Below are 12926 nucleotides of genomic sequence, written 5' to 3'. Positions count from 1 at the left end.
ATTATAGAGTGACAAATTCCGCCTGTTTGCTTTACTCTCTGCCACCACTATGTCGATGAAAAAAATATACCGCCCGCACTACTCCACTACGACCGATGCCCGTGTCTTGCAAACCCGGCAAGCGTTGCACACTGCGTTTCTTGGTTTGCTGGACGAAAAACCGCTGGATCAAATCACCATTCGTGAAATCACCAGCAAAGCCGGAATTGGTTACACCACCTTTTTCCGACACCATCCCAGCAAGGAAGAATTACTTGCCGAGATTGCCAATACCGAAATCGCCACACTGATTCAGCTCGCTCTACAGGCCTTTGGCTCCAACGACATCAAGGCTGCGGCCACGACCATGTGCCAATACATTTGGGATCACCGCAGCCTGTGGTCAACCCTACTCACCGGCGGTGCCGCCAACTACCTGCGCGAAGAGTTTATCCGCATCTGTCGCGAAATCGCTTCAGATTGGGAGCAGGACAAACAATGGCTGCCTGCGGATGCCGGTATTATTTTGGTCTCTAGCGGCACCATCGAATTGCTGGCTTGGTGGCTGCGTGAAGAGCAACCGATTCCCGTAAGTCAGCTCGCCGAAATCTATGAAAAAACTCTAATAAAGCCAGTAGCAGGATAGGTACCTTTCAGCCATAGCATAGAATAGACTGCACCGGGTTTCTTCCCAAATCCTGAATTTCCTTACCTACATCCTTCAAACCTAAACAACTCGTAATCGAAAATCGATTGTAGACCGACCAGTTGGTCTCTAAACTCATTCCATTATCAACAATACTAAAAATGAGATTTTCTGTGTCCTTCTCCTCCAGTCTGAACAATGCGTTCGGAAAAATGCCGGCAATAATGCGCGGTTACCGTTTACTTAGCTTACTGGCTGTTATCGCTATTACCGCCTTTTCTATTACCGGTATTCGCCAGCACTTCACCGTTGATATTTCCCCGGAGTCTTGGTTCCCAGAACGCGCAGGGCCGGTTGAAATGCGCGATGTATATAGACGCCAGTTCGGCAGCGATGAATCGGTATACCTCGTTTATCGACACAAATCCGGCGATGCCTTTTCTGCAGAGGCGCTAAAATCACTGGAGAAACTACACAAGGCAATCGAGCAGGCCAGCCTCCAGCCTGAACCCAATGAGCTTGCTCGCATTACCCAAGTAGACAGCCTATTTAATGCGCGCTATCAAATTGCTGAAGGCGATACTCTCATTGCCAAGAAATTAATTGGCGCGGACTTCCCCGCTACCGATGCAGAACGGGAGCAACGCCGCAATATTGCTGATAGCCAAAACAGTTTTGCCCGATTGTTTTACTCGCCGGATTATCAGTACGGCGCGCTAACACTAAAAACCAATATCGGCACCGTTCCAAAATTTACCGAAGCCGCCAGCGAATCCAACGCCGACAATTTATTACTAGATGATGGCTTTGGCCTCGATTTAGATACATCTCTCGAAGTCGACCCCAATGCCACGGTTGAAGATGTTCAGTTCAAAACCGTGCAGCTTGAGGAATATCACCTATTCATGAATGAGCTGCGGGCATTAATCGAAACACCGGAATACGCCGATTTCGACTTCTATTATGTCGGTAATCCGGTCACCTCCGACTTTGTCATGAATGGCATCATTGAAGCACTCGCCCTCATTCTCGCCATGGTTGGAATTGTGGTGGTATTGTTATGGGCACTGTTCCGCTCATTTAGCGCAGTCGTGTGGTCAATTTTAATTGTCGGCATTGCCAATATCTGGGCACTGGGGCTAGGCGCATGGATGGGGCTGGTGTTTTCCAGCATGTTGGTACTCACCTTTATGCTCACCCTTGCGGTAGGCATTGCCAGTTGTATTCACGTGCTCAGCTCTTACACGCATTTTAAACGCGAAGGTGAATCCCACGAGCAGGCATTGGCGCTGGCGTACAAAAAAACTGGCTACCCCATCTTGTTAACGTCCTTCACCACCATGGTCGGCATGTTCTCGCTCACCATGGCAGATATGCCGATTATCATCGTGTTTGGCACCACCTCAGCGCTGGCAATTGCGGTGTGCTTTGTGCTGATTTTGTGTGTACTGCCCATTCTGCTCGACTTTTGGCATCCCCATCTAAAACCCCTTTCCGCCACCAATAACAGCAAGGGCAAAAAACCACTGGTAGATATTCAACCCTTATTAAACTGGATTGCGGGCTATACCAAGCGTCGTTCAAAGGCCATTGTGATTGCATACTTGGGCGTATTTGCGTTTCTTATCATCGGCTCGATGAACATCAATATTGATAGCAATATTGCGGGACTCGCCCGAGAATCCGCGCCGCTGAAAAAAGCGATGAATATTGTCGACAAGGAAATGATGGGCGCATTGGGCTTAGAAATTTACATGGACTTTAATCAGGCCGATGCACTGCAGGACCCCGAGGTGCTTAAAGCTATCGACCAAATGCAGTCCCTGCTTGCCACGCAATATGGCGAGCGCGTAGTTAAAACCCTGTCGTTGGCGAATATTGTTAAAGACAGCAGCCAAGTGATGCATGGCGATGATCAGAGCTACCACCTCATTCCCGATGACCCACGGTTGAGCGCCCAGCTTCTGTATATGTTTAATAACGCCAATCCGGATGATCGCCGCGATGTGGTGAGCGACGACTACAGCAAAAGCCATATCACCCTGTTTATGAAAAACGGCGGCACCGACGAATACATCAGCTTTTTTGAATTGCTGGATAACGATGTCGAAACCGTTTTCAGCCCTCTGAAAACAAAATATCCCGAGATGGATGTGCAAGTGACCGGCACCTTCCACCTGATGTGGAAGCTAATGGACCACATTGCCTGGACGCAGTTTAAAAGCTTCAGTCTGGCATTTGGCATTATCGCCCTGCTGATGATGGTCGCGCTGGGTTCTTATCAAGCGGGGCTTATCTCCATGATCCCCAATATGCTGCCCGCCATTTTCACCTTTGGCGTGATGGGTTGGTTGGATATTTCACTGGATACCGACACGCTAATTGTCGCTCCTATCATCATTGGCATTGCCGTGGATGACACCATTCATTTCCTCACCCACTACCGGCAATCCTGGCTGGAACATGGCGATGTTGATCTTGCGGTTTCACAAACCTTACGTGAAGTAGGCCAAGCCGTGGCCTTCACCAGTCTGATTCTCGGCTTGGGTTTTGGTGTACTGGGTTTTGCCGGCTATCTCGGCATTGCTAAACCCGGCTTGTTTGGCGCGGCAGCAATTTTTGTTGCCCTGTTATCTGACCTGCTCTTCCTGCCCGCACTGATGTACTGGCTAAAACCCAAGCTCGGTCGCCAAAGACATGCAAAACAGGTCGAGCCCGCAATTTAAACGCTGAACACAATTCGAATAATGGTGATGTTATGCAAGTAAAACCCTATTTCACCGCCGCCTTAGTGGCGGCCTTTTTGGTAGCACCGCTACAGGCAGAAACCCTGTCTGCACAGGGCATTATGGAAAAAATGGATGCCCAGCAGCGGGATATTGCCGACGGTAATCTGTCTCGCTCACAACTCTCCACCTGTAAATTTGGCACCAGTAATAAACAGATTAGCTGTGCGGAAACGCCACGTGTAAAAGTGCTGGAAAGTGTTTCTAAGCAATACGGCCCCAACAAAAAAGACAGCAAAGGAATTTCTATTTTGCTTGAGCCCGCCAGTGAGCGCGGCATCGGCATGCTGACCTATAACTACGACGACCCCAGCCGTGACACCGAATCTTGGCTGTATCTCAGCGCGCTGGGCAATGTAAAACGCATGGCCAGCGGCACCGGTGAAGATCGCGAGCCCGTTTCCGTATTCGGCTCGGAATTCACCACCGAGGATATGGAAAATGGCAATGTCGATGAGTACAGCTACAAAATCTTACAGGAAGGCCCCTTTAATGACCGCGAAGTGTGGGTGATTGAAGCCCTGCCAAAACCAGAGCGCTTAATGAAAACCGACTACAGCAAGCTACTGTACTGGGTAGATAAAGAGCGCTTTACCCTGCTCAAAGCGCAAACCTACGACAAGCGCGGCAAGCCCTTTAAACAAATTCTGTTTAAAGATATTGAGAACCTAAATGGCTTTTGGATTGCGCGGGATGTCACTCTGATCAATATTCAGTCCCAGCGCTTATCCAATATGAAAACCGAGGCGGTCGCCTTGAATGTCACGGTTGAAGACGAGTTTCTCACCCAGCGAACCCTGACGGATTTTGCCTACCGCGAAAAAACCCTTGAAGCGCTGCGACAGTATTTTCAGTAATGAATACGTACAAAACAACACTGCTGGTCGCGGCACTCGCACTGCAATCCAGCGTTATTACTGCCGAGGATTTTCTCGGTGGCGGCGACTTTGATTTTGATTCCTCAGAAATCGAAACCCAAGCGCCCCACTGGACCGATGGATTTAAAACCACCCTCGCCCACAATCACACACAAGTGCCCGGCGATATCAACCGAGAGCAAAGTAGCCTGCAAATTGAATTTGAACGCAATTTAGCCGAAGGCTGGTATCTGCAACTCGACAGTCGCTACCGCTATTTTTGGCATGAAGATGACTTTGCCGAGAATCGCGGCGACGCTTATCACAATATCAAATGGCAGCGCGCATCGATTCAATACAGCCAGGGTGCTTGCACCGCCACCCTCGGACGACAAGGTTTGATTTGGGGCAGTGTTGAAGGCACCTTTGTTACCGATATTGTCACGCCGTTTGATTACACCGAACAGCTATTAACCGACTACGGCACCGTGCGCCTGCACCAAGATATGCTAGTGGGCGAGTGTTTTTCGGGTAAGGCGCAGTTACAGGCGTTTTACACACCAGAAGCCAAAAACGATATTTATCAGCACCACCCACTACAAATCACCTTAGCTCCGGGCGCACCACCACTCACACTTGACGCTGATCCCGATGAGGAATTCGGCCTGCGCTTTAAATGGCACGGCAGCGGGTTTGACCTTAGCCTGATGGCCGCGCGGCTATTTGATAATACGCCCACGCCAGTTTTTCTCGGCCCGACAAGCGGATTTGAAGCACAGCTCGCCCAGTTTAATATGCTTGGCGCCGCCAGCTCGGTGGCAGTGGGTCGATTGCTGATCAAGGCGGAAGCGGCCTATCGCAGCCAACAAATCACACCTATTAGCGGCGACAAAGATTCACGAGCCGATGTCGCATTGGGTTTTGAATTCACCACCCGCACTAACCATATGCTTAATGGCGGTATCTGGGCGGCGCGTTTCCAAGACCAACAAGCCAAACAACAAGACTTTGAAGTGCTCACCGTAGGCTGGCGAAAAACGTATTTGAATGACGATTTAACGATGAGCTTATTGGGCAATCGCTCTTCCGAGCCTAAATTTTCAATGGTGACCGTGCTGGCCGACTATCAATGGAATGATTATTTAAGCACCTCCTTTGCCTTAACCCTTGCCGACTTGAACAGCACAACCCCGATTCCCATTGCACCTGCAGAGGAATCCGCCACGCTGAGTATCAAGTATGAATTCTGATTTACCCCGCCAAAAAATCATCGATGGCGCTATTACCGTGCTACTGGAAAAAGGCGTAGCCGGCAGCCGGATGAACGATTTTGTTGAGGCCTCTGGCCTGAGCAAGGGCGGCGTTTATCACCACTTCGCCAGCAAAGAAGAACTGCTTATCGGCGTGTTAAGCAGCTTTACCGACAGCATTATCAGCCGCATTAATATGGAAGCCGACCCCAAGCAATCGGCGACAAAACAATTACAAGCCCTGCTGGAAAACCATCAGGAAGTGCTGATTGATATGGGCCAGTACAATCAGCTGTTCTTGGATTTTTTTGCCCAAGCACGGTTTTTACCCCGGTTTCACGCGCTGATGCGCGAACAGTACGATCTATTCCACAAACAGCTCGCCGAGCTTATTACTCTGGGAATCAAGCAAAAAGAATTTCACCCCAAGACCGATGCCGATGCGATCGCTTCTGGTATTCGTGGTGTGTTTGACGGAATTGGAATTGCGCTGAGTATTGTGCCGGAAAAAATCGATTTCCCTCGTTACGCCATCGACAGCGCCATGACCCTGCTTAAAGGTATTGCGCGCTAAAACTTTTATTTTAAGTGTTGTCAGAATTCATTATTTTATTCACGATGGCCGCTTAACTTAACGGAAAGATTTACCAAGATTTCACGATGACATCATTCCAGCTAAAAATCATTGCGCTCCTAAGCATGATCATCGATCACATCGGACTTTTTTTCTTCCCCCAGTTCGAAATATTCCGCATAGTTGGCCGCTTGGCTTTTCCATTGTTTGCCTGGCTTGTCGCCAATGGAGCTCAGCACACACGCGACCTCAAACAATACGTCTTCCGTTTAGCCTTACTGGCACTGGTAGCCCAACCCCCATTCTGGTTTGCTAACAAGGCCATTGGTGCTCCCAACCTGATACTCAATACGGTGTTCACCCTGTGCCTCGGCCTGCTAGTAATTGGAGCAATAAAGCGATTCAAAAACCGCTGGATCTGGCTGGCTATGGCAGTCGCCTGCTCAAGTCTCGCCGCGATTTTTAATACAGATTATGGGATTGCCGGTGTTCTTTCTGTGGCGGCGTTTTATATTTTTCGCAACCATTTCAAAGTCATGCTCGCTGCTCAAGGTTTGCTTCTCGGTGTGGCGCCACTGCTAATCCACCTCCTCCAAACCAAGCATTCTGTTGATTTATCTCGCTTCTATTTTAGCTCGCCTATCGAATTTTGGAGCTTGGCCGCATTAGTTTTGATTTATTTCAGGAATAAAAATGGGAGCCCACATCTCAAATATTTGTTTTATATTATCTATCCGCTTCAGTACGTAATAATTTTGCTGGTGTATACATTTTTGGTTTATGGAAACCCTTATTACCCCATTCTTCGCACTGCCATAACCCCAAACTTCTCCTTGCTTTACATTGGCACGCCAGTGAGAAGTCTCGATCAGTGTCAGGCGATCAACCTTACAATTGAAAATGAGGTGAAATCCTCCTGTCCAACATGTGAAATTACTTCGTCGATTTGTCCAAGAAATCTCGAACCTGAGCTTGAGGCCACGGTTGATGGAAAATCCGAGGATTACTGGGTTGTACGTACCGAGACTCACCACATTCGGATTGAAGGTGATAACACGAAATCAGAAGTCGTTTGCTCTGAAATAGCAAAGCAAATTAATGCTCAGACAGACCAAAAGGCTCAATGCCTAATGCCTCAACAAAAAGTAAGAAAATAAAAAAACCCTGCAGTACTTAAATACTGCAGGGTTTTTCATTACTCATTGTTTAGAAGAAAAAATCAGCCTTCTTCGGCAGGTTCAAACCCCAGAATACCCTTAATTTCTAGATATTCGTGAAAACCAAACTCGCCCCACTCACGCCCATTTCCACTCTTTTTATAACCACCGAAAGGGCAGTTAAAATCGAAACCGTCATTGATTGACACCCAACCGGTACGCATACGGCGGGCAACGTTGCGGCAGGTTTCCAGATCTAAGCCGTACACACCGCCAGCCAGACCAAAGTCGCTATCGTTGGCAATGGCAATGGCATCGTCCAAATCGTCGTAACCCAAAATAGTTTGCACCGGGCCAAAGATTTCTTCGCGGGCAATCACCATGTCATTGGTGACATTGGCAAATACGGTGGGCTTAACATACCAGCCTTTGTTTAAACCTTCAGGGCGACCGGGGCCACCGGTTACCAGCGTTGCGCCTTCGGCAATACCCTTTTCAATATATTGCTGAATCGAATTAAACTGGCTTTTTGATACCACCGGGCCCATTGCCACGCCGCTGTTTGGATCACCTACGGTTACGCTCTCTGCACCGGCTTTGGCCGCTGCCATTGCTTCTTCCATACGCGCTTTTGGCACTAATAAACGGGTAGTTGCGCTACAGGTTTGACCGGAGTTCATCATCATTCCGGCCACGCCCTTGGTAACGTTTTCCGCTAGCTGCTCGTCATCCAGAACGATCAAGGCGCTCTTGCCACCCAGTTCTTGAGTCACTCGCTTAACGGTATCCGCCGCATTTTTAGCCACTTCAATACCGGCAGATTCAGAGCCAGTAATCGACACCATATCCACACCGGGATGACGCGACAGCTCGGCACCCACCACCGAGCCACGACCTTGAATCAGGTTAAATACACCGGCTGGCACACCGGCAGCTTCCATGATTTCAGCAAAAATTTGCGCGGAGAAATGGGCTTCTTGTGAAGGCTTCAGTACCACGGTGCAGCCTGCGGCAATAGCCGGAAACACTTTTACCGCAATCTGGTTAATGGGCCAGTTCCACGGGGTAATCATGCCAACCACACCGATAGGTTCATAGCGAACCATGGTCGCGCCCATCTTCTGCTCAAACTCAAACGTTTTCAGGCTTTCAATGGCGGTGCCGAGGTGACCCGCACCCAAGGCCACGTGAAAACCTCCGGCCAGTTCTGCGGGCGCGCCCATCTCTTCGGTAATCGCCAAGCCGAGGTCGGCCATGCGCTTTTCGTATTCCGCGTTTATCTTGTCCAGCAAGGCCAAACGGGTTTCGCGACTGGTTTGCGACCAACTATCAAAGGCTTTGCGTGCCGCTTTAACCGCGCGATCCACATCGCTCACACCGCCCAGCGCAATTTTGCCAGACACTTCTTCAGTGGCGGGGTTAATGGTTTCAGTGCTGCCCGCCTCAAGCGGATCAACCCACTGACCGTCTACATAGAACTTCAGGTATTCGCGCATCTTTTTATCCTTCTAGCAAAATAAAATTCTTGAATAGCGAAGTCGCCATTCCCCTTAATAAGCAACGTCGGCAGCATCCGCGCCGTAGCCCGGTTTAAAGTCGGTATACCAAGACTTAAATTCTTCGTAGTTTGGCGCATCCATGGCATTCGCCACTGGATCAATCGGCACGTGAATCACGGTAACTTTACCGCTGGCAATTGCCGCCTCAACCGCTGGGGCAATATCGTTTTCATTATTCACGTACACGCCTTCTGCGCCGAAGCCTTTGGCGATAGTGTCGAAACGCACCCCTTTACCCCAGTGCGCTTCCGTTTCAGGAGAGTCCATGGCCACTTGCTTGCGCCAGCAACCCACTTCCAGCCCCCACGCATTATCCACACCTACAAGTACCACAACCGGCAGATTTTTGCGCACGGCAGTTTCCAGTTCTGCGATATGGAACATAAAAGAGGAGTCACCGGGCGATGCCAATACTTTTGGTCTGCTGCTGGGTGCCTTCGGTATTGGTGCAGTCTGCGCCATTTTTATCTTGCAGCCCTTGCGCAATCGCTTCGGTAATGAAAACACCATCAAGCTGTGTACCGTCACCGTGGCATTGAGCTTGGTCGCGCTGGCGCAGAGCCGGCTATTATTTCTTGATCTGTTTATTCTGCTTATTTCCGGCGCAGCATGGATGATGATCACCACCACCATCAGCGTGATGGTGCAATTATTTGTACCCCGCTGGGTAATGGGCCGCGCCATTGCCACCTCCACCGCAGCCATTACCCTCGGCGTAGCCTTTGGCTCTTGGGGTTGGGGGTTGATAGCCAAACATGAAGGGCTGGCAATGACCTTCTACTATGCCGCCGCTGCCTTAATTGGCTCATTATTGCTAAGCCGGATCTTCCCCATTGCCGATAGAGATGCCTCTACCGAATTGGATGAACGGGTACTGGATGACCCCGATGTGCAGCTAGGCATTAGTGGCCGCAGCGGGCCAATCAGTATTGAATTGCTGTATCGAGTCGATGCGGATCAAGCGCGGGATTTTTATAATTTAATGCGGGAACAGCAAAAAGCGCGCAGCCGTAATGGTGCTTATGAGTGGTCGCTGTCGCGCAATCTCAGCGACCCGGAACAATGGGTAGAGCGGTTTAACTGCCCGACCTGGCATGATTATTTGCGCTTGAGAAATCGTCGCACGCTGGACGACACCGAATTGCAGAAAAGAGTGGTCGCCTTATTGAAGGCTCCGATTCAGGTCAATCGCTGGTTGGATCGACCTGCCGGTTCGGTACGTTTGAGTGATGCGGTGCCGGATCACGGCAACGAACCACTCAACCCACTTTAAAAACCACCGAAGCTAGGTGCCATCCACCCTGTTCCAGAATTGATGGGCGTGGCTGGCATGGCTTCACCACCGTAGATCACTTCACCCTGATCATTGCCGTATTTCATCCACGGAATGGCGCCTTGGGCAGACACACCGGGCTGGCTGAAATCGCAAACGCCGTCTGGGAAGATCGCTTTGATCTCATCCAACTGACCGGGCAGCAATAGCGGAATCACGCCACCCAGGGTGTAATCGCTTTCGTCTACCGGCTTGAGCTGACATTTATTGGTATCTGTGGCGATGGAGTCACCAGCCACCGTACGCGGTGTGCCATATACCGTGAGCACAGCTTCAGGGCAGCCCGCCGGTGCAGGCGCAGGTGACAAACCTAAGCCGTCATAACAGGAATCCACGGCTTCTGCCGGTTTGTTAGCAGTCAGCTTTTCGGCAAGTGACAGGGCAGAATCATCAGCCTCTACGGCTTGCAACCAAGTATCCATTACTTTCAAGCTATTAATGGCACATGCCGCATCACCAATAATCGGTGTCGGGCCGCCCCAGATAACCTGATTGTCGTGATTGCCGTGCTCACGATCCAAACGCGCACGCATAGCAAAGGCGCGGTAAGCATCGTGAAACAGGCCGGGATCAGGGCCACGGCAATCGATAATCGCGGTTTGATTCAGATTATTGGCGGTATTAATCATGCCGCTGCGGTAAGCATTGGCCAGTGCCGGTTGTGAAGCCGGTGTACGATCAACGGTCGCCTTGGTATCAATATCTAGGCCGCCAATATCGCGGTTAAGCGCGATGAATTGAATAGCCGTAATTTTGCCTTGCTGCAGCGCACTCAAGCCGTATTGCACGCCTTCATTATCAAGAGGAAAACCGGCAAAACCGCGACCGATATCCACCTCTGGGGCAATCCAATCTGCCTCCGCCCTAGGCGCAAAAACATTAATCGAGGCATCGACAATCGAGCAGCGAATCCCTTCAGGGTTCGTCTCAGCGTTGTAAAGGGTCTCGTCATTGACGCCGCCACAACCGCTGCGATCATCCGGTATCGCGACATTAAACTGAGCCTGCTCACTGACATGGGCATTGATCACTGTAACGTGCCCCATCACATCCGCCATGCTTTGTAGCGTCCAACCCTCAAGGGTGCGCTCAAGACTTGGCTGAAAGGGGTAATCGCTGGGGTCAAAATTGTCTTTAAATTCCTGCGGCGCCCATTCCTGATATTGCTCAGTAAAGAACAAATCACCAAAGAAATACTGCAGCATCAGGTGGTAATCCACAAACTGAGTCGCGGTGCTCCAAGTATCCGGGAAGGAGCAAGTAGGCAAAATGCCCTGATAAATACCGGGATAGGCATTGGCCACCCACTGCGCGGCCAGTGAGCCACCTGAACAACCCGCACCAATGGTGTACTTCAGTGTGCCGTACTGCTCGATCAAACGCTCTTTTGCCATCACCATCGACTCGGCTTGCAAGGGCAAATCGCAGTTATGGCCAGAGTTATTCAGCGCCGTAGACATGACCGCAAAACCGCGCCCCAGCGCGTATATCGCACTATCTTCACTCAGGGCCGGAAGGCTGGAGCCAGTGATGGGGTCTTCAATTCCGGCAAAATCCAGTGGATTATATTTGAGCACATTGGGCGCGCCGCCGGTCTCGTAATCCACGCCACAGCTAGCGCCGTGGGTAATCATCAACTTGCCGTTAAATTGCGGCTGCGGTGCCTTTGCCGTCCACGCCATATTGGGCTGATACAGCACGGCAATTTTGTACTGATCGCGATCCTGATAACCCAATTCTTGGCGCACGATAAATGGCAGAGTTAAACCGTTCTCGGTAGTGACCATTGCCACATCCGTTTGCGGGTTCGCCGTGTCATAAGGCACTAGCGCCTCACCGCCCTCGGGCAGGTAATACCAGCTGTATTCCGTAGGCTGATTACACTGCTCATCAACGGCGCCGGCATTGCGGCAGTTCCAAGGCTTTAATTGTGGGCCAGCAAATACCGGCCCGCCCTTGGGATGATTGCGCAATATCACACTGGATTGATGATCACCCACTGTTACCGTAAAGGTGTTTTCGCCTAGGTCCAGTGTTTCCAGCAGCCCCATAAAACGATTGTCTGCGCTAAGGGTAAACAGCTCAGAGACATTGTCGCCATTCAAGGTCAGCACCAGTGCGTCAACCGCTATGCCTTCTGGCGCAATCACTTCGATCAGCACATCGCCGGAGTTAATCAGATCGCTGCGGTTCGACAACACCTTAATAGTAGGAACATCGGCCAGCGACTGACACACATCACCGATGCCATCCAGATTGGTATCTAACTGATTCGGGTTGGCGATGCTGGGGCAGTTATCGTCAAGATCGAAAATACCGTCGCCGTCGGTATCGGCCTCACAGGCATCGCCGATGCCGTTGTCATTGGAATCCAACTGATCTGGATTCGCCGTATCCGGGCAGTTATCACCCTCGGAAATACCATCACCATCGATATCTAAATCATCAATAGTATCGCAGGCGTCACCCAGACCATCGCCGTCTTTATCTGACTGATTGGCATTGGCCACAGTGCGGCAGTTATCTTTGCTATCCACAATACCGTCTTGATCGGTATCGACTGCGGTAGGTGTAGAACGGCTCGAGCTAGAACCGCCACAGGCGGCAAGCACGCCGAAAAGCATGACAACAAGAACGAGTTTTAACTTATTAGTATTCATAGTGTCTCCAGACATCAGGGACAGTGTTCCCACGATTAAGCGTAGACCAAAAATGGGAAACAAGCGGAGACGAAAGAGTAAACAGAGCGGGAGCTAGGAGCAATATGACACACTAGCTCAATTTT

Annotated in this window: 10 protein-coding genes; 7 read left to right on the top strand and 3 right to left on the bottom strand. The window is 50.4% G+C overall.

What is annotated here, in order from left to right; translation table 11 throughout:
* The first annotated feature begins 55 nt into the window (after nucleotides 1-55).
* From IB286_RS11020 to IB286_RS10995, 6 genes are all read left to right on the top strand, one after another.
* Complete coding sequence (locus tag IB286_RS11020; RefSeq protein WP_190765491.1) at nucleotides 56-625, top strand: TetR/AcrR family transcriptional regulator; 570 nt, start codon at nucleotides 56-58, stop codon at nucleotides 623-625.
* A 173-nt stretch (nucleotides 626-798) separates the two neighbouring features.
* On the top strand, nucleotides 799-3351 hold the full coding sequence (locus IB286_RS11015) for an efflux RND transporter permease subunit (protein ID WP_190765489.1): 2553 nt from the start codon (nucleotides 799-801) through the stop codon (nucleotides 3349-3351).
* Nucleotides 3352-3383: 32 nt separating this feature from the next.
* Complete coding sequence (locus IB286_RS11010; RefSeq protein ID WP_190765487.1) at nucleotides 3384-4268, top strand: outer membrane lipoprotein-sorting protein; 885 nt, start codon at nucleotides 3384-3386, stop codon at nucleotides 4266-4268.
* Nucleotides 4268-5518, top strand: a complete 1251-nt coding sequence (locus IB286_RS11005; RefSeq protein ID WP_190765485.1) for a hypothetical protein — start codon at nucleotides 4268-4270, stop codon at nucleotides 5516-5518. The genes IB286_RS11010 and IB286_RS11005 overlap by 1 nt, the downstream gene beginning before the upstream one ends.
* A complete protein-coding gene (locus tag IB286_RS11000) occupies nucleotides 5508-6092 on the top strand; it encodes a TetR/AcrR family transcriptional regulator (RefSeq protein ID WP_190765483.1) in 585 nt (194 codons plus the stop codon). The genes IB286_RS11005 and IB286_RS11000 overlap by 11 nt, the downstream gene beginning before the upstream one ends.
* Nucleotides 6093-6178: 86 nt before the next feature.
* Nucleotides 6179-7249 carry a TraX family protein gene (locus tag IB286_RS10995; protein ID WP_190765480.1) on the top strand — a complete coding sequence of 357 codons (1071 nt, stop codon included), beginning with the start codon at nucleotides 6179-6181 and terminating at the stop codon, nucleotides 7247-7249.
* Between the two features lie 62 nt (nucleotides 7250-7311).
* Here the strand turns inward: IB286_RS10995 and IB286_RS10990 are convergent, their stop codons facing one another.
* Together IB286_RS10990 and IB286_RS10985 are read right to left on the bottom strand one after the other, a co-directional pair.
* Nucleotides 7312-8745 carry an aldehyde dehydrogenase family protein gene (locus IB286_RS10990; RefSeq protein ID WP_190765478.1) on the bottom strand — a complete coding sequence of 478 codons (1434 nt, stop codon included), beginning with the start codon at nucleotides 8743-8745 and terminating at the stop codon, nucleotides 7312-7314.
* A 54-nt stretch (nucleotides 8746-8799) separates the two neighbouring features.
* Nucleotides 8800-9192, bottom strand: a complete 393-nt coding sequence (locus IB286_RS10985; RefSeq protein ID WP_398285049.1) for a thiamine pyrophosphate-dependent enzyme — start codon at nucleotides 9190-9192, stop codon at nucleotides 8800-8802.
* On the opposite strand from IB286_RS10985, the gene IB286_RS10980 reads away from it, so the two are divergent.
* Complete coding sequence (locus IB286_RS10980) at nucleotides 9155-10081, top strand: MFS transporter (RefSeq protein WP_223826326.1); 927 nt, start codon at nucleotides 9155-9157, stop codon at nucleotides 10079-10081. The two genes, IB286_RS10985 and IB286_RS10980, sit on opposite strands and share 38 nt — an antisense overlap.
* On the opposite strand, the gene IB286_RS10975 is transcribed toward IB286_RS10980, so the two are convergent.
* Nucleotides 10078-12801, bottom strand: a complete 2724-nt coding sequence (locus tag IB286_RS10975) for a DUF6351 family protein (protein ID WP_190765474.1) — start codon at nucleotides 12799-12801, stop codon at nucleotides 10078-10080. The two genes, IB286_RS10980 and IB286_RS10975, sit on opposite strands and share 4 nt — an antisense overlap.
* Between the last annotated feature and the right edge of the window lie 125 nt (nucleotides 12802-12926).

It is taken from the genome of Spongiibacter pelagi (assembly GCF_014705705.1).
Classification (GTDB): Bacteria; Pseudomonadota; Gammaproteobacteria; order Pseudomonadales; family Spongiibacteraceae; genus Spongiibacter; species Spongiibacter pelagi.
The sequence above is the reverse complement of the archived record's forward strand: the minus strand, read 5'-3'. Positions and strand labels throughout refer to the sequence as shown.